At 40.2% G+C, this 23,325-nt stretch carries 14 protein-coding genes; 10 read left to right on the top strand and 4 right to left on the bottom strand.

Annotation, left to right across the window (positions count from 1 at the left end):
• The first annotated feature begins 360 nt into the window (after positions 1-360).
• The 3 genes from GA0116959_RS12895 (at position 361) to GA0116959_RS12885 (ending at position 4,588) form a co-directional block, all read left to right on the top strand.
• Complete coding sequence (locus GA0116959_RS12895) at positions 361-1,176, top strand: hypothetical protein (RefSeq protein ID WP_092721023.1); 816 nt, start codon at positions 361-363, stop codon at positions 1,174-1,176.
• Between the two features lie 638 nt (positions 1,177-1,814).
• Complete coding sequence (locus GA0116959_RS12890; RefSeq protein ID WP_342341714.1) at positions 1,815-3,515, top strand: arylsulfatase; 1,701 nt, start codon at positions 1,815-1,817, stop codon at positions 3,513-3,515.
• Between the two features lie 77 nt (positions 3,516-3,592).
• Positions 3,593-4,588: an SUMF1/EgtB/PvdO family nonheme iron enzyme gene (locus GA0116959_RS12885; protein ID WP_092721022.1), complete on the top strand. Its 996-nt coding sequence runs from the start codon at positions 3,593-3,595 to the stop codon at positions 4,586-4,588.
• Between the two features lie 189 nt (positions 4,589-4,777).
• Here the strand turns inward: GA0116959_RS12885 and GA0116959_RS12880 are convergent, their stop codons facing one another.
• From GA0116959_RS12880 to GA0116959_RS12865, 4 genes are all read right to left on the bottom strand, one after another.
• A complete protein-coding gene (locus tag GA0116959_RS12880) occupies positions 4,778-7,285 on the bottom strand; it encodes a TonB-dependent siderophore receptor (protein WP_092721021.1) in 2,508 nt (835 codons plus the stop codon).
• A 168-nt stretch (positions 7,286-7,453) separates the two neighbouring features.
• Positions 7,454-9,949 carry a TonB-dependent siderophore receptor gene (locus GA0116959_RS12875; RefSeq protein ID WP_092721020.1) on the bottom strand — a complete coding sequence of 832 codons (2,496 nt, stop codon included), beginning with the start codon at positions 9,947-9,949 and terminating at the stop codon, positions 7,454-7,456.
• Between the two features lie 57 nt (positions 9,950-10,006).
• Positions 10,007-10,978, bottom strand: a complete 972-nt coding sequence (locus tag GA0116959_RS12870; protein ID WP_092721019.1) for a FecR family protein — start codon at positions 10,976-10,978, stop codon at positions 10,007-10,009.
• Between the two features lie 21 nt (positions 10,979-10,999).
• Positions 11,000-11,515, bottom strand: a complete 516-nt coding sequence (locus GA0116959_RS12865) for a sigma-70 family RNA polymerase sigma factor (RefSeq protein ID WP_092721018.1) — start codon at positions 11,513-11,515, stop codon at positions 11,000-11,002.
• A 223-nt stretch (positions 11,516-11,738) separates the two neighbouring features.
• Here GA0116959_RS12865 and GA0116959_RS12860 point away from each other — a divergent pair, with 223 nt between their 5' ends.
• From GA0116959_RS12860 to GA0116959_RS12830, 7 genes are read left to right on the top strand one after another with little or no spacing between them, the layout of a single operon-like run.
• The gene (locus GA0116959_RS12860) at positions 11,739-12,050 is read left to right on the top strand and encodes a hypothetical protein (protein ID WP_092721017.1); all 312 of its coding nucleotides are present in this window, start codon (positions 11,739-11,741) and stop codon (positions 12,048-12,050) included.
• Entirely contained in the window at positions 12,047-13,732 is a 1,686-nt protein-coding gene (locus GA0116959_RS12855; RefSeq protein WP_092721016.1) for a PepSY-associated TM helix domain-containing protein, read from the top strand. The genes GA0116959_RS12860 and GA0116959_RS12855 overlap by 4 nt, the downstream gene beginning before the upstream one ends.
• On the top strand, positions 13,729-14,082 hold the full coding sequence (locus GA0116959_RS12850) for a DUF3325 domain-containing protein (protein WP_092721015.1): 354 nt from the start codon (positions 13,729-13,731) through the stop codon (positions 14,080-14,082). Before GA0116959_RS12855 ends, GA0116959_RS12850 begins: the two co-directional genes overlap by 4 nt.
• 9 nt (positions 14,083-14,091) lie before the next feature.
• Positions 14,092-15,297: an efflux RND transporter periplasmic adaptor subunit gene (locus GA0116959_RS12845; RefSeq protein ID WP_092721014.1), complete on the top strand. Its 1,206-nt coding sequence runs from the start codon at positions 14,092-14,094 to the stop codon at positions 15,295-15,297.
• 3 nt (positions 15,298-15,300) lie between these two features.
• The gene (locus GA0116959_RS12840) at positions 15,301-18,396 is read left to right on the top strand and encodes an efflux RND transporter permease subunit (protein WP_092721013.1); all 3,096 of its coding nucleotides are present in this window, start codon (positions 15,301-15,303) and stop codon (positions 18,394-18,396) included.
• Positions 18,393-21,497 (top strand): efflux RND transporter permease subunit, encoded by a 3,105-nt coding sequence (locus GA0116959_RS12835; RefSeq protein ID WP_092721012.1) that lies wholly within the window; start codon positions 18,393-18,395, stop codon positions 21,495-21,497. Before GA0116959_RS12840 ends, GA0116959_RS12835 begins: the two co-directional genes overlap by 4 nt.
• A gap of 12 nt (positions 21,498-21,509) precedes the next feature.
• Complete coding sequence (locus GA0116959_RS12830) at positions 21,510-22,904, top strand: efflux transporter outer membrane subunit (protein ID WP_092721011.1); 1,395 nt, start codon at positions 21,510-21,512, stop codon at positions 22,902-22,904.
• The last annotated feature ends 421 nt before the right edge of the window (positions 22,905-23,325 follow it).

Genomic DNA, 23,325 nt, shown 5'->3' with positions numbered 1-23,325 from the left:
CAGAATATAGATAGATCAAGCTATTCATATTCTTTTATCATAGTTCCCTCCTATAGCAAGTCAACTCAGCCCAATCCTCATTTTTCTATTCAAATATCGAGAGGTAATTCCAAAGCCAAGGAGAGTGGACAAAGCAAAAAGAGAGAAAATATAACAGTGATATAAATGCTATTTTCATCTGTTATATTTTATCCTGCTATTTTTGTAGCTATACTTTTCTTTTGCATCCCACCAAAATCTGTCTGTTCTATTGAGCCATTATTTTTTATTGAAGATGTCTGTATCTAATATGATGCTACATATTGATTAAAAAGGTGAGTAGCTCGATGAACCTGCAGATTTAAGCTAAAGGGTGATGCAATGTGTGTGACAGAGAAATTAAATACACTCTTAGAACTTATAGAAATACAGGTTATTTCTGAACAATTGAAGCATAAATTGCAGCAGCAATATGTCAATTTAGAAGCAACCTTATTACGTGCCAAAGTTTTACGTGAATTTTCAAAGTTGAAAGTTCACTATATTATTCAATCTGAAATTCAAGCACAGCAAGCAAGTTTGGCTTTTCTTTTTTCACCCTTTATTTTAGCGAACCTCAATAAAACAGTTATTTATAATACACCAGCATCCTTACCTGTTCTGAATATTTTGAATAAGTACTATCCGCTTGAACAAAAGCAAAACGTGAAAATAGATGACGTTTTGAACACTTTAAATATTTATTTAGATCTCAGTTTCACTGAATTAGAAGAAAGTGATTTCTTATATTTTTCGATGATTAAGGCCCTGTGTAGAGCAGATATTTCAAGTATTTTTATCATTACAAATTTGAAAATTGATCCTGCAAAAAGAGAGGAATTAGAAATATTTTTTAAAGTGAATATCTATTTAATTAATACTCAACATCATCAAAAAATGATCGATAGTGATGCGCTGAATATGCGCAAATTATTATTTAAAAACAAAAATGCAGAATATACTGAATTGTGTGAAAAATTTTCAGTTATAAATGCCGAATTACTTCAGTATTGTGATAGTTATAATAAGCATCAATCCATCCATTTAATTGAAGATATGTTCTATTCTGAACATATTTATGAAAAATTATCTGTTTATGCTGAATATATGCAAACCTGTTTACAACATCAAAAGTCTGTATTTAGACCCCATTTTTAGCTGTATGAATAACAGTAAATGGTCTGAGATATTCTGAAGGGTGCTGTTCTTAAATTTTGCTAAAATTTTATTGGAAATTTAATAAATTCAGAACATCTATAATTCACTTCATAAAAATTTCATTTATAGAAAAAGAATATTGAATCATTTTAAGCATTCTTGAGATCGGAGTCTAAAGGTGATTTCTTTTGCCCAACCAACTTCTCTGATAAGTACAATGTTCATTAACTATGTATGTTCATTATGCCTATTTGCATTTTTTGCATTCAAATGTAGTGAGTGAACGACGATAGCGTTCATTTTGATTACACCGAAAACACCCAAGAACTCAATAGAACAATTAAAACACGTAATCAAAAACATTCTGTCCATTTAAATGAACAGTAAATCATGAATAAGTGGATAGGGATTTCTATACTGAATATTACACATGATGGTTAAACTAGAATTGCTAAATAAGTATTTTCTCATGCTTCAATTGTGCATAGAAAAAAATTGATTAACTGAATTATTGTTGAATTAAAGGTGTTTGATCTTAATTTGAAATAGCCACTAAAACGGCTATACAGCATGATTTAGGTAAATATCTGTGGTTTATATAACCGAATATAAGATGTATCGTAAAAAAGGAATATTTTATGATGAAAAAATTAATGTGGGCTTTAATTCCCATGACATTAACAACGGTAGCATGGTCTGCTACGGCTAAACAGCCTAACGTGCTACTCATTGTAGCAGATGATTTAGGGTATTCGGATATTGCGCCTTTTGGCGGAGAGATTTCCACTCCAAATTTAACTAAGCTAGCAAAAAGTGGGACAATCATGTCTGATTTTCATGCTGGTCCAACCTGTTCAGTCACACGATCTATGCTATTAACTGGTAATGATAACCATCAAGCTGGTTTAGGCACGATGGCTGAATATTTACAACCAGAGCAAATGGGTAAAGTGGGTTATGAGGGAAAACTCAATAAACAGGTCATGACTTTACCTGAAATATTAAAAAATAATGGATACCGTACTTATATTGCAGGGAAGTGGCATTTAGGTGGAAGTGATGATAGTTTACCCAATGCTAGAGGTTTTGATCGCTCCTTTGTTTTAGTTCCAGGTGGTGCAGACCATTTTAAAGATCAGGGACTCTTTCAGGGCTATCCTGCAAAATATAAAGAAGATGGTCAAGTTGCTAAGCTACCTAAAGATTTTTATTCAACAGACTTTTATACTGATAAGATTTTATCTTATTTAAAAGATGATCGAAAAAAAGATCAACCTTTCTTCGCTTATGTCGCTTACACAGCACCTCATTGGCCTTTACAAGCCCCTGATGCATATCTGAATAAATACAAAGGCGCTTATCAGGATGGCTATGATGCTATTCGTCAAAAGCGTTTAAACAAACAAATTGAACTTGGTCTTATTCCAAAAAATACCAAAGCAAATAATCCTTTTGCGGATAAATTACCTTCATGGGATAAATTAACACCTGCACAAAAAGCGGAACAAACCAAAACCATGCAGGTTTATGCGGCTATGATTGATAATTTGGATCATAATGTCGGACGAATATTGGATCAATTAGAAAAATCGGGCGAGTTAGACAATACTATTGTCATGTTTATGTCCGATAATGGAGCAGAATCCTCAACACCTGAATCATTAGGAACAAAAGATCACACTGATGGTATTCGTAAGTGGGTTGATGAAACTTTTGATAATAGTATTGAAAATATGGGTAAAACAAATTCCTATATAGCACTCGGTCCACAATGGGCGCAGGTTTCCTCTACACCGTATCCATATTTTAAAAGTTATTTAGCGAATGGCGGAATTCACGTTCCAGCAATTATTAAATATCCAAATTCGAAACAAAAGAATGATATTAATCATAATTTTATGAGTGCAATGGATTTTACCCCGACTATTTTGGATATCACCAAAATTAAACGTCCTGAAACCAACGATGGTCATAAATTATTGGCTCTAGAAGGTCGTTCATTCCTACCAACATTGAAAGGTAAAAAACAGGCTGAACGTGGAATTGGTTGGGAATTTAATACACGACGTGCATACTATAAGGGTGATTGGGCTATTCAGATGCAAGCTCCACCTTATGGAACCGGTCAATGGGAACTTTACAATCGCAAAAATGATCCAATTTTGATCAATAATCTAGCAGATAAAGAAGTTGGAAAAACCGCGCAGCTTGCAAAAGAGTGGGATCAATATGCTCAACATGTAGGTGTGGTGAACGCACCTGTTCGCTATAAATATGGTCAGATGAACTGTTTTTATAATACGTGCATACAGCCCGACTTTTTAAAGAATCCCAACTAATCTAAATTTATCGGGTATATGTTAAATTTTGAATTTAATGTATACCCACTAACGGATTTAATATGACAGGAAGTCAGATGAAAAATATCTCTCTTACTCTTTCGTTCAGCCTACTACAGGTTGCATGCTCACAACATACTTCGAATCCTCAGGAAGATGTAAACCCAGTGATTAAATTAGGTAGTTTGGAAGCTTGTAAAAGTTATTCGGGATTACCTAAAGGTTGGTTGGAAAGTGAAACTTCGGGTATGGTTTCAATCCAAGGCGGCAGTTTTAATATAGGCAACAATCATGCCTATCCTGAAGAAAAATCAATCTCAAATTCTCAGCGTAAAGTGGATAATTTCTATATTGATGCCACTGAAGTTACCAATGCCCAATTCCAATCTTTTGTCGATGCTACAGGTTATGTCACGGAATCCGAAAAGCAGGGCGAAGCTGCTGTATTTATTCAGCCAGATCAGACTGTTAATGATTTGGGGTGGTGGAAGCTAGAAAAAGGAATCTCATGGAAATATCCTTGGGGCAAGCAAGCAAAAAGAAAGATTTTACCGAATGAACCCGTTCGATTAGCTACACTAAAAGATGCCATTGCATACGCAGACTGGTTAGGTCGAGAAATACCGACTGAAGAGCAATGGGAGTATGCTGCAAAGTCCTTTACCAAAGAAGAAGATGTTGCGGCCGAACATCAGGGAAAGCATGTTAACGCCAATGTGTGGCAAGGTAATTTCCCTTATCAAAATGAGGTTCAGGATGGTTTTCCTGATGTTGCTCCAGTCGGTTGTTTTGAAGCCAATCCTTATGGCTTATACGATATGATCGGTAACGTTTGGGAATATACGCGAAGTCCATTTTCTGGAAATCATGATGATCACATGGGCAATCATGCACAAATCAAAACAGAGTTCTCCAATATAGCCAATAATTACACCATCAAAGGTGGTTCTTATCTTTGTTCCGATAATTATTGTGCTCGATATCGCGCCAGCGCCAGACAATCGCAGGAAGCGAATTTGGCCATCAGTCATGTAGGATTTCGGACCATAAAACACAAAAATACGTTAAATTAGAAATAATACATGTCAAAAATTGAATAGACCTCTATATTTTTGATAGCATTTTTGTAGATTTTTTAAACCTAATATTAGGAAGCCATACAATATCATTCTTAAGGGAATCTATAATCATATATTAAGACCTCTGAATATAAAGAAAAAAAGAAGAGTCAGTCATAGCTTTATATGACTGACTTGATTGTTTTAATATTTAGCTTTAAGTGTTAAAAGAAAACTTCTGGGTTCACCATAGAAACTGCCATAGCCAGGTTGACCGATTGTACTGTAATAGCATTTATCAAAAATATTATTCAAATTGAATGCTAAATTGAGATTAGGATTGATTGCATAAGCCGCTCGTAATGACCAAAGTGAATATTTGGGTTGCACGACTTGCATTTCATTCCATGCCCCATCATATTTTCCTGTTAGTGGGTTATATGCTTGAACCCAACCATCTTTATAATTTTTACTTTGTGCTGTTAAACCGCCACCAACTTCAAGCCCCTCCACGAATTGATCTAATTTGTAATTTGTCCAAATTTTGAGGAGGTGTTTAGGTGTGTAACTATTGAGTGACTTACTGATATTGTTTTTATTTTCATTGTCGTTATAAGTATAGCCTATAGACATGTCCCATTCAGGTGTGATGTTGCCATTTACTTCAATATCAAAACCTTTGCTTTCATATAAACCACTATCGATATAACAGCAAGGACTACTCCAATTTCCACTTATTCTATTCCCTTCACCTTCTTTCTTGAGTTGGTATAAAGCAAAACTGGTATTCAATTGATCATTAAATAAGGTCGATTTAATCCCTATTTCATAGTTTGTACCTGTAATCGGCTCTAAAGGTTGATTGTTAACATCCAACAAGTTGGCTTGGCTTTTATAAATTTCCGTTGAACTCGCATACAGTGTTGTTACATCGGTCACATCATAGACAATGCCAAAATAAGGAATAAATAGTTTGTCTTGTAATGTCCTTGTATCGGGGTTGCTGCCAGTGGGGGCTTTAAAATTATGAACATTATTATCATCTTTTAAAATATAGCGTCCACCAGTAATCAGCGCAAGATTTTCAACTGGACGGAAACGTAGCGAACCATATAAACCCGTTTTTTTATTGGTTGTTTGATTTATGGTTTCCCACTCAGTTGGCGGATAAGCCCATTCTGGTGGAGCAACATGTTCAAAAGCATTACCATTTCCATAGTAAATCCAGTTCTCTTTATAGTCCTTCGTGCTGTTACTGTGGTCAATACCTAAAATCACATCATGCTTTTGATCAAATAAATTAAAACTGCCTTGTAGGTTTAAATCGACAGTGGTTTCTTTAAAATCAGTTTTACTTTGGTTACGCCACCATTGACTTTCAAGGGTTTCATAGTTGACAGCACCTTCCATTTCGGCAGTATTAATCCCATCATCACCAATATTGTGACGGACATTAAATTGCGTTTTCCAGTCGTCATTAAATACATGTTGTACATTTGCAAACAGAGAAATATTTTCACGTTCCATCCATCCCCAAGGTGCGCCCATGGTTGTACTACGTGGTAAATTCAAATCTTCGCCATCTTGCCAACGGGGTAAACTGGCATTAAAAGCATCGGTTTTATCTTTTTGGTAACTTGCACCCGTAAATAAAGTGGTTTGTGGGCTCAGTTCAAAGTTGAGTGCTCCGTATAACATTTCACGGCGGTTATGAGTCGGCTTATAGAAAAAGTCTTGGTCTTGGAAAACCGCAACAGCACGGCCTTGAATAGTTTGCTCAGTATTTAACGTGCCTGTGCCATCAATTTCAGCACGATAATTATTCCAGCTACCGATGCTTAGAGTAGAATTGATTTCAGTTTCAGCCTTGGGGCGTTTTGAGGTTAGATTAATGACCCCGCCAGCTTCTCCTGCACCAAATAGCCCGTCAGCACCACGAAGTAAAGCCACGGATTCATATTGCGCCATGTCTGCATTATTGTTTCTATCCTGAACGCTTGATGTACCACCGCCATCGTAACGGATATTTTCTATTTTTAGACCACGAGAACTATAGTTGTTATTTAACCAGAGTTGTTCTCGTGTCACACCTGTGGTTTGCAGCATCACATCATCTAAGGTTTTTAAACCTTGTTGATCCATACGTTCACGCGAGATGACCGTGACGGATTGGGGCACTTCTTTTAAGTTTTGTGCTGATTTTCCAACATTAACCATATGTTTGTCAGAAGCTGCAACCATTGAAATAGTGGGTAATTGAGATACCCCGAATTCATTTTCACTGCCGGATACGAGGTTTTTATTGCTTAAATGAGCCGCTTGGCTATAAATCGGTGCTAATTGCACTATTTGAGCATCTTTTTTTTCTGTGATGACCTTGGCTTGAATACCATATCCACCAGTGGCTATTTTTACTGGTTGTAAGTGATGTGGTGCTAACAATAATACCAGAGCTTGCTCAGTTGAATAATGACCACTTAAGCCCGAACTTTGCAATTTAGAAAGAGTAACGGAATCATAGCTAATCGTAATACCTGATTGTATGGCCAAATCTATTAGAGCTTGATCAAGTGAAGTTTTTGCAATGTAAATATTATGTTCAGTCGCTGCATATATAGATGTTGTTGTCATGCTACATACAGTGAGTGGTATGCCTAAAAAAATGGTCTGCATGGCAAGGGCCAATGCATTATTTACTCGATATTCCTTCATGAGATTTCTCGTCTGCGAGTATGTTTCTCTAATAAGTCGAACAAGTACAAATAAAAGCTCATTTATTCTGTAGTTTTTTTTAATTTATAATTTAATCAAATTAATCTTGAGTGAAATAAAAATAGGCACCCAAAGATGCCTATTAAATCCTTGCAATAATATGATCACTTACCAATCATATTTTAACCCAACTCTAAAATTGGTGGGTGCACCATAATAACTGTTACCTGTTGTTAAATAATATTTTTTATCAAAAATATTATTTAAATTTAAGTTTGCCGTTAAATTATTCATTATTTTATAGCGTGCCATTAAATCTACAACGCTATATTCACCTTGTGTGAATTTTCGATCTGCAGAATGGATTTCACTTTGCCAACGAATACCACCACCTATCGTGATTGCTTCATCCAAGTAAGGGAGTGTATATGTCGTAAAAATTTTGGCTGTATTGCTTGGAATATTTGGATTTAATAAATTTCCTTTACTATCTTTGCTTAAATTTCGCGAAAAACTGCTCGAAATTTGCCAAGTGTCACTTAATTTTCCAGTTGCCTCTAATTCAAAACCGCGAGTTTTTGTTCCAGATTCGGCTCGGTAAGCTTGGGAACCATCTGGAGCAAGCACTTTAGAACCATTTGAATTGTCTGGGATAGCAACCGCCAGATTATCTTCTTGAGTTTCATATATTGCCACGCCAATATTGAATTGATTATCAAAAAAAGCACCTTTTATACCGAGTTCAGTACTATTTCCGTCTAATGGATCGATATAATTACCAGCCAAAGTTTTTCTATCTTGAGGTGAAAAGATATTGGTATAGCTGGTATAGGCTGACCAATAATCATTGAAATCATAAATGAGACCGATATAGGGGATAATTTTATTATTTTCTTGTCGCGTTGTGGTGGTAATCGTATTTTCTTTATAATTATTATTTTCTTTTTTAAGTTTCCAGTTTTCTAATCGTGAACCTACCAATAATGCCAAGTCATCATTCAATTTAAAGTGAGCAGCTGCAAATATTGATGAGCTTGTATTATCTTCTTTTGTCCAACCTACAGCAGGATTGTAAGGACGGCTAGGTGTATTGCCATCCCATTCATAAATATTTTTAATCGTTCCACTCCATCCATCAATCCACCAATTGGTGAAGTAGGGCTGACTATTACTACTTTTTGTTAAGGTTGAACCCACAACAAGGTCATGCGTTTGCCCCAATAAGTCAAATGAGCCATTTAATGTGATGTTGAATAAATTTTGGATGGGCTTATATGCCCAATGGGTTGAATAAAGTGAAACACCGCTTCCAGTGTCTTTATTGGGTGTTCCTCCACTGGCGTAACCCACCAATTCATCTGACTCTGTAATAATATGCGCTAAAGATGTTTTTAATTTCCAATGATCAGACAATTGATGATTCACGTCTGCAAATATTGAAGTGGTTGCTCTGTCAGAATATGACCAATTGGGTGCAGCTGAATCAGAGCGCGACCAGTTTGTCCGTGTTCCATCGCTATTAAACGCGGGTAACCCGCCACGTGCTTGACCTGTGATATAAATTTGTTGATAACTTAAACCTAAACTCGCTTGAGTATTTTCAGTTAGATCTGTTTCAACAACACCATAAGCAATTTTACGTTCTTCATTAAAACGATCTATATAGGAATCTGAATTTTGATAAGCAAAGACTGTACGCCCCCGAACACTGCCTGAGTCATTAAGCGGGGAAGACACATCCAGATCAGTACGATATGAATTCCAAGAACCGACATCTGCACTTACAGACGCTTTAAAGTCTTGTAATGGTTTCTTTCTGACCATATTAATACTGGCACTCGCCGTTCCAGCACCCGTCATTAAGCCTGTTGAACCACGAACGACTTCAACTCGGTCGAAAAGAGCAGTATCTTGGCTTTGAAAAATAGAAGAATACGTACTGAGTAATTTCACCCCATCGAGTAAATAACTATCAACACTTTTCCCACGTGCATAGATGGGTGAACTATCTGACCCTACATTACCCGATTGATTTACAGTCAAACCAGCGACTTGATTGGCCACGTCAGTAATTTGAGTTAAGTTTTGATCATCCATTTGTTGACGTGTCATGACACTTACAGATTGTGGTGTTTCTTTTAGACTCAGTGCCAAGCCTGTTGATGCAGTGGTTGCTTTTGCTGTATATGAACCAGAGCCTTCGGTTGTTAGAGACTTTCCTTGATTTGCCGTTAAAGAAATGGTTGCTAATTGTGCCGAATCTGTTCCTGTAACTGAACTTTCATTTGCTTGATTCTGATTGGAAATTTGATATTTTGCAGTATTGATTTGAGCTTGAATACTATAGCCGCCACTGGATGTTTTCACGGAATTTAACTGATTTGGTTGCAATAATAAAGCCAATGCTTGATCTACAGAATAATTTCCCTTAAGTGCTGCGCTCTTTATTTTAGAGAGGGATGCGGCATCATAGCTAATGGTTGTTCCTGTTTGAATAGCAAGCTGTTTAAGAGATTGGTCAAGGGAAGTATGAGCAATCGAAATAGCATATATATTGGCCGCATAGAGAGCAGTGGGAGTAAAGCTGCTTACAACTAAGGGCATTCCCCATAATACTGCCCGTATAGCCATTGCCAAGGTATTTTTTGCCTGATAATCCTTCATGCTGTTTCTCGATTAAGAGTGTATTTCTCTATAAGTCGGATGTAGCAGAAAAAAAGGTCAATTTTTTATCTTTTTTTTAATCTTCAGCACATAAGGACTATAAAAATTCAAGTCAAGTTGATGTGAATAAGCCAATGTTTCTAAACTTTGCTGTGTATTTTGTAGTGAAAAAACACCAGAAACGGGGATTGCTTTAAGACTTTCATCCAAAAAATAAGTTCCTTTCTTATAACGATAGAGTTCAGATAACACTTTTTCTAATGGCCATTTTTCAACCACTAAAAGTCGTTGAGTCCAATAAGGATGCTCATTTTGTAAAGCAGTCGATTTTGAAATATATTGGTTATCAAAAACCACATGATGACCTTGGTGAATAACATGGCTTTCTGTCAACTGCTCTGCGTGTACCGCGACAGCATGTTGATAAACACTTACTTTTGTTTTGTGACTATTTTCCTGACGAACCGTAAACTGTGTACCTAAAGCTTCAACTTGACCATCCTGTGTCTCCACAATAAAAGCACGATAATGCTTTTGTTGATCCTTGGCGGTTTGAATATAAATTTCACCTTCAATTAATTTGACCTGACGTTTTTGTGTTGAAAATTTAATCTTGACATAACTGTCACTGGATAAAATTAGTTGTGAACCATCTTCTAAAAGTACTGATTTAATTTCACCTACTTCAGTATGATAATCCGCTTGCCATTTTTCCCACGAAATACAAGAGGCTAGAAACCCAAGAAGAAATAATCCAGAAAGACTAAGTAAAATATTTCTTTTAAGCGCTGAATGAAATTTTTTTTCGGAACTCACTAAAAGTTCAGGTTGAAAGTTTGAAGGAAGGTTAGATAGGCCCTGAGTCAGCCTTTCAATGTACTGAATAGCTAAAGCATTTTGTTGTTTTTCTGCTTTCCATTGCTCGAATTGTTGAAGTTGCAGTTCAGTGACTTCCCCTGAATTCAACAAGACCAGCCAATCTGTAGCTTCATCTATAACATGCTCAGGAATGGGCTGAGGAGCAGACATAAATACCCAGATGAAATTGAATTAATGTTCGGAATTATAAAGATTTATACAGGCAAGGAAAGCCTGTTTCATATCGCGTTTAACCGTCGCTTCAGAAATACCTAATTTTTCAGCAATCGTATAATAAGTCAAACCATCTAATTGCGATAATAAAAAAACTTGAGCTGTACGTTGTGGGAGTTTTTCTAGCATGAGATGAACTTGATATAAAGTTTCGCGAATACAAACCTCATGCTCAGCGGAAGGATAAAATTCTTCGGGTAAATAGGCCAGTGCTTCTAAATATAAACGTTCAATATGTTGACGACGCCAATGGTCAATGATCACATGTTTCGCTATACCCATTAACCACGCTTGCGGTTCTTTAATGCTCGTAAAACAATAATTACTTTTTAAAGCGCGATAAAAAACTTCCTGACTTAAATCTTCTGATTGATGGTGATGCTGAAGTTTATGCTTAAACCAAGACAATAATGTAGTTTGATGCGTTTGATAAACGTGGCTGAGCCATAGCTGTTTTTGTACATTCAGATTCATATTTTTGCCTATTGGCTTGAGACAACAATCCTAAAATTTGTCCTGAAAATTAGGAGGTGAAGGTTTACCTGATAATGTTAATAATAATCATTATTAAACACAACAACTAAAAATTACAAATCGCAACATTTATTGTGAGCTGTTTTTTCTTTTCATTCGTCTTAGTAGTAAATACCCGTAATGGGTATACAGAAGTTTCTGCATGTCAGTAGTGAATAAATAGATGAAGCCCGTGATTTCTAAACTTAATGATCAGCAGCGCTACCGCTTTATGGTACTGCTGCGTATTTTGCTTGCCTCCTTGGGCGGTTTTTGTATTGCCAACTTAACCGTGCCAGTGGTTGGACTTATGTTTCCAGAACAGTTGGCTCTTGCTGTATATGCTGGATTGCAGATGAGTTTTATAGTGTGGCTGATTTTTATCTTGGCTATATTCAGTATTAAAAATGCATTGCATGCGTTTTGCCTGACTTTAGGCTGCATTGCGGGCCTAGGTTTGTTGGCGGTATTGCTCAAGCCGTGGGGAACACTATGAAGGAAGGCTTCCGCCAATGCATGGCTTGGTTGCATACATGGACTGGCTTGGTGGTCGGCTGGGTACTGTTCTTTGTGTTTTTAACTGGAACAGCAGGTTATGTGCAGATTGAACTGACCCGTTGGATGCAGCCGGAAAGGGCTATGCAGACTGCAGCCGTTCCAGCGGAAGCAGATCAATTGGGTAAAGCCTATGCTTATTTGAAGCAACTGCCGGAAGCACAGCAGGCTGAACGTTGGGGCATCAATTTAATGTCAAGTGCTCGCGACCGAGATGAATTCTCCGTGAACTGGTCGCTGCCCGCGCAAGAAGGCCAACGCTACGGCGAATACCGTACTCAAGTTTTAGATATTAATAGTGGGCAGCCGCCGGCGCAGCAGCTCAAGCCGCGGGAAACTGGTGGCGGCGATGCGCTGTACCGCATGCATTATGCTTTGCATTATCTTCCTTATGACTGGGCCATCCGCATTGTCGGGATCTGCACCATGTTCATGTTCGTGGCGATTATTTCGGGCATCATCACCCATAAAAAGATTTTCAAGGACTTTTTCACTTTCCGTCCCGCCAAAGGCCAGCGTTCATGGCTGGATGCACACAATGTCATCAGCGTGATCGCTTTGCCATTCTATTTGATGATCACTTATAGCGGCCTAATTTTTTTTGCCAATGCCTATATGCCGTTTGGCGTGCCAATGGTTTACGGTTTTGGCGAGAAAAATTCAGAGCGCTACTATGCAGAACTGTATCCCAGTTCGCGCTTTGATACCAATGCATCAAATGTTGCGAAGCCGATGGGGCAGAGCGCACAGCATTTTGTTCCAGTCCAACCTATATTGCAGCAAGTGCAACAAGAATGGGGAGTACATCGCATTGGCAGCGTGAATTTCTATCCTGCCAAAGGTGATGCACCTCCTAAAGCAGAGTTCTATCAAATTAGTCATGACAGTATTGCCAGACAGCGCGCATCTCTGAGTTTTGATTTATCCAACGGGAAAAAAATTATTGAAAATCCCTCCAATGAAGACAAAGCACCAATGCAATTTGCCTTGGCTGTGTTGGGGCTGCATGAAGGCTCTTTTGCTTCACCGCTGATTCGGATGCTTTATGTCATTACTGGATTATTGGGTACAGCGATGGTTGCGACCGGTTTAGTACTGTGGACGGTAAAACGCAGAACAAAACAGCTAAAAGCCGAGCGGATGAGTTTTGGTCATGTAATGGTAGAGCGCTTGAACATTGCCATGATTGCGGGGTTGCCTTTAGCAATTGCAGTCTATTTTTGGGCTAACCGCCTAATTCCCATAAATCTAGCTGATCGGGCTGCTTGGGAAATCCACAGTTTGTATATCACTTTAGCATTGAGTTTCTTTTATGCGTTGTGCAGGCCAATTGCACGCGCTTGGCTGGAAATTCTAAGCGTTGCTTCTCTGGCTTATCTATTGCTGCCACTCCTAAATGCGCTGACGACAGAACGACATTTAGCCGCTTCACTCATGCATCAGGATTATGAATTGGCCAGCATTGACCTTGGATTTCTGTTTTTGGGTAGTCTTTTGGCATGGGCTACCTACAAAGTTTGGTTGAAGCGTAACGTAATTTTAAAAAAACCAGTACCTAAAGCGAAGCGCATGCCAAAACAGGTTCAGTCGGATGTAATTCAGACCAGTAAGGAGTTGTCATGAGCCTTGATACAGTCAATATCTCAACTGCCTGCTTACTCAGTTATTTAGGTATGTTTGCATTGAACTTTTCCATGGAACGTAATGCCAAATTAATCCTCAATCATGCACTTTCTTTCAAGCTAGCCAAACTCAGCTATGGCTTAGGCTGGTGCTGTTTGATACTTGCGCTGTGTACTAGCATTTTAGCATGGGGAGGCGCAGTGGGGATTACGGCATGCTTTGGCATTGCTACTGCGGCCGCAGGCTGCATCATTTTTATTCAGTCATATCGGCCCAAGTTGAATTTAAATTTTTGTATAGTTTTGCTGTGTTTGGTACTTGGGCTGCAATTTTTTCGAATATATGGGTAAGTGTTGTTCATGAGTGATCTAACTGAAAATTTAAACCACAAAAAAAAGCCTCTTGTCCCTAAATTTATATATTTAATCGGATTTATTCTTATTCTGGCGTTATGCGCAGGCTATGGATATTGGGCTACGGCGTCTTCTCAGCCTACAGAAGAATTCAGCCAATGGAGCAAGCCCGTACCCGTACGAGTAGTTGCAGTCGAGCGCCGTGATTTAAGTGTTGAATTGAAAGCAATTGGAACTGTTATTCCCGCACATATGGTGAATGTTCAAAGTCAGGTTTCAGGCGCGCTGCAAGGTATTTATTTTCAAGAAGGTTATTTAGTTGCCAAAGGTCAGTTACTGGCACAAATAGATCCAGCACCTTTTAAGGTGGCATTGGCTCAGGCACAAGGCACGCAGCAACAGAATATGGCACAACTACGCAATGCCGAGACTGAGCTGGCGCGCTATCAATTGCTGTTTAAGCAAGACTCAATTGCGAAACAACAGGTGGAGCAGCAACAAGCTTTGGTGAATCAGTTAAAAGGGCAAATTCAAGCCAATCAGGCGCAAGTGGATGCTGCGAAACTGAACCTGTCTTATACCAAAATTTATTCCCCTATTGCAGGGCGAGTAGGATTTAAGCAGAAGGATGCTGGTAATTTAATTCAAGCCAATGAAGAAGCAGGCTTAGTCACAGTAACGCAGGTTCATCCAATTTATGTGCAATTCGCGGTCGCAGAAAACTATTTAGACATCTTACGTGGAGCATCCAGTCAAGGACAGAAAGCACAAGTCAGCGCATGGGACAAAGCTGATCAAAAACAATTGGCTTCAGGACAGGTGCAGGCTTTGGATAACCAGATAGACCTTAATACTGGCACCTTAAAATTAAAAGCAGTATTCGATAACCGCGATGATGCGCTGTTTCCAAACCAGTTTGTCAATATCCGTCTGAATGCTCACACCATTCAAGATGCGGTCAGTATCCCCAGTGATGCTATTCAGCATGGCGCAAAAGGCACCTATGTCTATGTGATTAATACTCAAAATAAAGCTGAAATACGCATAGTGAAGTTAGGTGTGACTTCACAAGGACAAACCGAAATTTTAACTGGGTTAAACGGAACTGAGCGCGTGGTTTTAGAGGGTATTGACCGACTCTCTGAGGGGCATGAAGTACAAATTGTGAAGGAAAATATAAAAGCGACTTCAACACGATCGGCCACTGGATAAAGCATGAATATTTCACGTTTCTTCATTCTACGCCCAGTTGCAACAGTGTTGCTCATGCTAGCACTGTTATTCAGTGGTTTGTTGGTCTGGCGCCTTCTACCAGTTTCCGCCTTGCCGCAAGTGGATTATCCGATTATTCAAATCTATACTTTTCAGCCGGGGGCCAATCCAGATACCGTACAGCGCACAATGACGATGCCGTTAGAACGTGAGATGGGTAAAATTTCTGGTCTGAAGCAAATGTCTTCGACCAGCTCGGTTGGTGCATCAGTGATCACTTTACAATTTGATCTGAGCGCAGAATTGGGTGTGGTCGAGCAGGAAGTGCAATCTGCGCTGAGCACAGCCAGCAGCAAACTACCCAACGATTTACCGACGTCGCCGATTTATCGCAAAGTCAATCCAGCAGATGTTCCTGTTATTACATTGGCCATTAGCTCCAAGACTTTAGCACTCCCCACCGTCTATGACATGGTGGATACGCGAGTGGCACAGAAGCTTTCACAGCTTTCTGGAGTAGGTATGGTCAGCCTTGCTGGCGGACAACGTCCAGCTATACGGGTGCAAATAAATCCTGCTGCGCTTGCATCTTATAAAATGAGTGCTGAGGATATCCGTGTCGCAATCAATGCAACGAATTCCAATCAGCCCAAAGGTAGTTTTGATGGGCCTTACCGCACCACCATGTTGGATGCAAACGAACAAATTCGCTCTATTGCGGATTATGAAAATCTAATTTTACGCTGGAATAGCAGTGCACCAATCCGTCTGAAAGATGTAGCACAGGTGATCGAGAGTAGTGAAGACCGCTACATGGCAGCATGGGCAGACAGTCAGTCGGCCATTTTGGTTAATATACAGCGTCAACCGAATGCCAATGTTATAGATGTAGCTGATCAAATTAAGCAGGTTTTGCCAGAATTACAGCGTAATCTGCCTGAAAATGTACAAATTAGAGTACTGACAGACCGCACGGAAAGTATACGCAGTGCTATTCAGGATGTGCAAAAAGAGCTGGTCTTTGCTGTTTGCCTTGTGGTGATGGTGACATTTCTGTTTTTAAGAAACTTATCTGCCACTATTATTCCGAGCATCGCGGTGCCATTGTCCATTATTGGCACCTTTGTTTTGATGCATTTTCTTGGCTTCTCGGTAAACAACTTGACGTTGATGGCTTTAACCATTGCCACAGGATTTGTAGTGGATGATGCGATTGTGATGCTGGAGAATATTGCTCGTCATCGCGAATCTGGTGAAAGTCTAATGCAGGCCGCGCTCAACGGATCAAAAGAAATTGGATTTACCTTAATTTCTTTAACCATCTCGCTCATTGCTGTGTTGATTCCGTTGCTATTCATGGGCGATGTTGTAGGCAGACTATTCCATGAATTTGCTGTAACTTTGGCTGCGGCAATTGGTTTATCACTGGTTATCTCTTTAACCCTGACTCCCATGATGTGTGCTTATTTGCTTAAAGATGCAAAGCATGCGCCGCGCCGCAGCCGCTGGAGTTTGGACCGGATTATTCAACATTATGGCAAGGCGTTACAGTGGGTATTTCGGCATCAGGTACTAACATTAGCAGTGATGCTTGGCACAGTAGTTTTGGCTGGCATATTGTACTGGGTGATTCCTAAAGGTTTTTTCCCAATACAGGACAGTGGCGTCATACAAGTGATAACTGAAGCACCAGATGATATTTCTTTTGGAGTAATGAGTGAACGGCAGCAGGCGCTAGCCAGCCAGATTTTAAAAGATCCTGCCGTTGAGAGCTTATCTTCATTTATCGGTATTGATGCGCAGAATCCTAAACTCAGTAATGGACGCATTCTTATTAACTTAAAAGCACATCACGATCGCGACAGTGCGGATCAAGTGATGGTACGTTTAAAACATCAGTTCAACCATGTACAGGGAATTAAAGGCTGGATGCAGTCCGTGCAGGAGCTGAGTATTGAGGACAAAATCAGTCGTACCCAATACCAGCTCAGTCTAACCGCGGTTAAAGCTGAAGATTTGCAGCAGTTTAGTTCTATCTTTGTAGAAGCCTTACGCCAACAGTCAGAGTTCTCGGACGTAGCCATTGACGATGGTGGTCAAGGGCTACAAGCATTTATTGATGTTAACCGCGATGCAGCTGCCCGCTTAGGCCTAACTATTGAGGATATCAGTCAAGCTTTACAGAATTTGTTTGCACAACGCCAAATTGCCACTTTATATACGCAGGCGAATCAGTACCGTATTGTGTTGGAACTTGCCCCCGGTTTGACGCAAGGGATGGATGCGCTGAATCAAACCTATATCCAAAATGCCAGCGGTGAATCCGTTTTGCTCAGTTCGGTGGCTGAGATTGTACAAAAGCGTACTCCCGTTATTTTGCAACAGCAGGCGCAGTTCCCAGCATATAACATATCTTTCAACTTAGCACAGGGAATTTCTTTAGGTGAAGGAATTCAGGCCATACGCCGTGTTGAAAACACTCTGAATTTACCAGCAGGAGTCAGCCTAGAGCTGCAAGGTACAGCGGCGGCCTTTGAAAACTCATTACAGCATACTTTTTGGCTGATACTGGCTGCCATCGTAACCATGTATCTGGTGTTAGGCATATTGTATGAAAGCTTTATTCACCCGATTACCATTCTTTCGACTTTACCTTCGGCGGCTATTGGTGCATTGCTGGCGCTTTTTATAGTCAACCGTCCGTTGGATATGATTGCTTTAATTGGCATCATTTTATTGATTGGTTTGGTGAAGAAAAATGGAATTATGATGGTGGATTTTGCTTTAGATGCACAGCGTAATGAAGGTCTTTCAGCACAACAAGCAATTTATCAAGCTGCCTTAATTCGATTTAGGCCAATTCTCATGACTACGCTTGCGGCACTCGTAGGTGCCATTCCACTTATGCTGGCTTCAGGTTCTGGCGCTGAACTGCGTCAACCTTTAGGTATTGTGATGGTGGGCGGATTGATTTTGAGCCAGCTGCTGACCTTATTTACCACACCTGTGGTTTACCTATTCTTTGATCGCTTGCAAAGATCGCATCAAAAAGTCCAGCCAGTTGGATCAGTCATGAATGAAACTGGAGATGCGCCTTGAGCTTACACTCCACTCTTATTCACCGTCCAGTGGGCATTATCTTACTATCCATTGCGATTATACTGCTGGGTATATTGGCGTATTTTCGCTTACCGGTCGCGGCCTTACCTCAAGCGGATATTCCTACTATTGTGGTTCGGGCCAGCTTGCCCGGGGCTAGCCCTGAAAGTATGTCAGCTACGGTCGCCACACCCTTGGAACGCGCCATGATGGGTGTTTCGGGAGTGAAAGGCATTAACTCATCCAGCAACCAAAGTGCAACGCAGGTAATACTACATTTTGATTTGGATATTGACATCAATGAAGCTGCACGGGAAGTGCAGGCCGCTATCAATACCGCTATGCCGCAGCTGCCTTCAGGCATGCCCAGTCCACCTGAATATTTCAAGATCAATCCAAGCCAAAGTCCAATTTTTTATTTGGCGTTTAGCTCAAAATACTTATCGGCAGGCAAACTGTATGAAATTGCCAGTAACCAGCTACAACCGAATCTAGCACAAATCAACGGTGTTGGTGATGTGAGCATTGACGGGGCATCAATGCCAGCGGTACGGATTATCTTGAATCCAAATGCACTCATTTCACAAGGCGTATCGCTAGAACAAGTCCGTGAAGTGGTTGTCAAAAGTAATACAGTGCAGGCTTTGGGCATAGTGGAAACTCAGCAGCTGCGTTGGCAAGTGGCACTTTCGACCAATTTGAAAAATGCAGCGGATTTTGCCAATTTGGTCATCCATCAGCATGGCCAGACTGTCGTTCGGCTTAAAGATGTAGCAGAGGTTCAGGATGCTGTAGAAAACCGTTATGTCAGCGGTTTTCATAATGGCGATCCTGCGGTGATTATTAAAATTAGTCGGCAACCGAATGCCAATACTGTAGCTGTGATTGAAAAAATTAAACAGAAACTACCACAGCTACGTTCACAGATTCCCACCGATGCCCAGCTCAATATTGTGATGGATGGTTCAGAAATTATCCGCTCTGGACTGAATGAAGCACGTGATACTTTAGTTTTTTCAATGCTGTTGGTGATTATGGTAGTTGCATTGATGCTGGGACGCCTACAAAGTGCACTGGTCCCTAGTATTGCGATGCTGGTTACACTGATTGGCGCATGCAGCTTGATCTATCTGGCTGGCTTCTCCCTAAACAATCTATCCATTATGGCGATAATTGTAGCGATTGGCTTGGTGGTGGATGATGCGATTGTCGTGCTGGAAAATATTGAGCGCCACATTGAACAGGATGAGTCACCTGTGCAAGCTGCGCTCAAAGGTATTCAGGAAGTGGGCCTAACCTTAATCGCCATGAATTTGGCTTTAGTGGTGATTTTTATTTCCGTGTTGTTTATGGGGGGCGTGATTGAACGACTGTTCAGAGAATTTTCATTAACGCTGGTGTTTATCGTGCTTTTATCGGTTTTCATTTCTTTAGTACTCACGCCAAGCTTGTCAGCTCGCTGCCTGAAACCAATTGAAAGTGCTAGAAACAATACTTTATACCGAATCAGCCAAGGCTGCATGCAGAAGCTCAGTCATGGTTATTTTCATTCCTTAAAATGGATGCTCAGGCATAGCTATGTGGTGATTATATTGTGGAGTGGTGCTATAGCAGCATCGGCCTACTTGTATCAAGCACTGCCTAAACGGGTATTACCTGAACAGGATACTGGACGAGTTGTAGCATTTATCCGAGGCGATGACGGATTTTCTTTTCAGATCATGCAACCCAAAATTGCAGCGTTTAGCCAAAGTCTATTACGTGATCCAGCCGTTAAGGATGTGATCGGTACATCGGGGGGGGCTGGAGGAATAAGTAATTCCTTTTTAATGGTGAACCTTAAGCCCAAAGCTGAGCGTGAGGGTAAAACTTCACATGAAATTGTCGAGCGAATAAAGCAGAATGCGCCATGGCAGGCTGGTGCGGTTTTTTCAGCATGGGTCGAGCAGGAGCTTGAACTGGATGATCCATTTTCCAGTGGTAGCGGACAAGATCATATGCTTCTGCTCCAATCAGATAATGTTGCGCTGCTACGCGAATGGGCGCCCAAAGTTGCCCAAGCGATGCAGAAATTGCCGCAACTTGAAGAAGTTGAAACTGCAGGTGATGAAGGTGCGCAGCATGTCATGCTAGATATTGACCGAGAAGCAGCACAGCGTTTAGGCGTAGACATTGAAAGTATTTCTAGCGTGCTGAATAATTCATTCTCACAGCGGCAGATTTCTACCATTTACGACCAAAGTAATCAATTCCATGTGGTGATGGAAGTTGATCAGCACTTTACCCAACAGCCAGAATCGCTAACCAATGTGAAAGTTCCGAATCAACACGGTGAATATGTACCACTCAGTAACTTCGCTACCTGGTCTTATGGCATAAGCAATGACCGAATTTATCGACGTAACCAGTATGCTGCCATGGGTATTGGATATGTGATAAAGCAAAGCTACAGCGCTGAACAGGCAGATGCAGCCATTCGAGCTGTTTTGCCAAATATCATGCTACCGAATGAGATTTTCATAACCGCAGATAAAGATGTTGAAGCAGACAGCTTACAGGCAGGATTAAGTACACCATTACTCATTCTAGCGGTGATTAGTTTGATTTATATCCTACTAGGGGTGACATATGAAAGTGTAATTCATCCTCTGACGATTTTATCTACGATTCCAGCTGTCGCTTTAGGTGGATTGCTAACGCTGTGGCTATTTGATTTTCAATTTACCTTAATTGCGCTGCTGGGCATGTTCCTGTTGATTGGCATTGTAGTGAAAAATGCCATTCTGTTGATTGATTTTACTTTGCAGGAACGTCGTGCAGGTAAATCTGCCCGTGACGCAGTATTGTCAGCCGCTGCATTGCGCTTTCGCCCAATTTTAATGACCAATACAGCAGCTCTGTTGGGTGCAATTCCTTTGGCATTCAGTTGGGGCGAAGGTGCAGAATTTCGTCAGCCTCTAGGTGTTGTGATTGTTGGCGGCTTGGCACTGGGGCAACTACTAACGCTATACACCACGCCAATCATGTATCTATTGCTGGAAAAAATAGCACAGCGAGTACAATATTTGAATATAAAAAATGCTTTAAATTTAGGAAAATAGGAATAAAGTGGGATGCAGAGTTTGTTCTATAAAAATGCAATTTGTCTCAGCGGACTAATCATATTCACCGCATGTACTTCGACTGCTGTTCTGCGTCCGCCAGAATATCAAGTGCCTAAAGTTCAAGTAGATGAACAGTATAAATATGCCGATTTAAACTGGACAGCAACCAACACATTGCAGCCGACTGGTGCGAAATGGTGGCAGATTTATCATGATCCAATCCTCAGCCAGATCATGCAGCAGTTGAATCAGGAAAACTTAAGCTTACAGCAGGCACAGGCTCGTTTCCGTTACGCCAATGCATTGCTGGAACAACAGCAGGCTGCCCGCCAGCCAAGTCTGTCATTGAATACCGCTGTAAATCGCAGCGGTGGCAAAAATACAGCATCAAATAGCCAATTCGGCAGCGAAGTCCAGGCCAGTTGGATATTAGATCTATGGGGACGGGTAGGTAAGGGTTTAGAAGGTCAGCAAGCCAATCTTGAAGCCACAGATGCAGAATTGCAGGCGGTCAAATTAAGTCAGCAGCTACTGGCCACAGAAGCCTATTGGAATGTTCGCATACTGGATACGCAAATCAATATTCTCCAGCAAACGCAGCACAGTTATACTCGTTCAGTGGAAATTCTAAAAAATCAGTATATGGCAGGGCTGATTGCACGTGCAGATGTTATACAGGCCGAAACCCAGTTAAAACAGGTACAAATACAGCAAATAGAAATACATAGAGAACGGCACTTACAAGAAAGTATTTTGGCAACGCTACAGGGTCTGAGCATTGTTCAATTTCAACTGTTGCCACAAAAAATAGTGTTTCAAGTACCGAAGCTGCCGACACAACTTCCTAGTCGTTTATTAATACAGCGGCCTGATGTAATACGTGCTGAACGTGATTTAGCTGCTACACATGCACAACTTGGATTGGCGCAAACTGCATGGCTGCCAGATGTCAGTATTGGTTTAAACAGCACCGTCAATAGTCAAATTTTTAATCAATTGTTGCAGTCTCCACAGTATTTGTGGTCGGCTGGACTGAAAACTGCTACTGCATTGTGGGATGGCGGCAAAAGGAAAGCCGAAATAGCTGCAGCACAAGCAAATTATGATGAAAAATCTGCAGCTTATAAGCAGGCTGTACTCAACGGTTGGAAAGAAGTCGAAGATGCGCTGATGCAGTCTGCTAGTTTCAGGCAGCAGCAGATGGAGCAAGCTAAATTATCTGCGTTGACTGTGGAAAATGAACGAGTCGTTAAGCGACGTTATAATGCAGGTTTAGTCAGCTACCTAGAAGTAGTGAACGCTCAAAATTTAAGACTGCAAGCCGAACAAGCAGCTTTAGAACTCATGCAATTACAACTTAAAAATACAGCACAGTTAATTGCGGCATCAGGTGGAGAAATCTGATTAATCTCATTTGAGAGGTACTTTGTATATTGATTCTGAAAACTGGTTCAAGCACTTTTAGCGGATAGACTATACTGAAAATGACCTTAGATTTTTTTTAGATTGGGGTGATCGTGAATGTATTTATGCACCTTACAGCTTATAAAAGTAGTTCAGTGAACCCCAAATTTTAAAGCAGAAATTGATTCCATTCATCTCTCTTAAAGTAGATAAAATCCGTTGCTAAAAAAATTGGTATTTATCAATCAAGGTTTAAGTTTAGTTATTGCGGGTGCTGATATTTTCTAAAGTTAAGATGAAGTACATTTATTAGGTCTAGTTTTAAACGCTTCATCATCCGTATCTGGTGTAAATGCTAAGCCTTACTAATTAGGCAATAAAATTATCTTTTAAATAACTCTATCAAGCTAAACACAGGATT

The sequence above is a fragment of the Acinetobacter albensis genome (assembly GCF_900095025.1).
Taxonomy (GTDB): domain Bacteria; phylum Pseudomonadota; class Gammaproteobacteria; order Pseudomonadales; family Moraxellaceae; genus Acinetobacter; species Acinetobacter albensis.
Note: the sequence above shows the minus strand (reverse complement) of the source record. Positions and strands in the feature narration are given on the sequence as shown.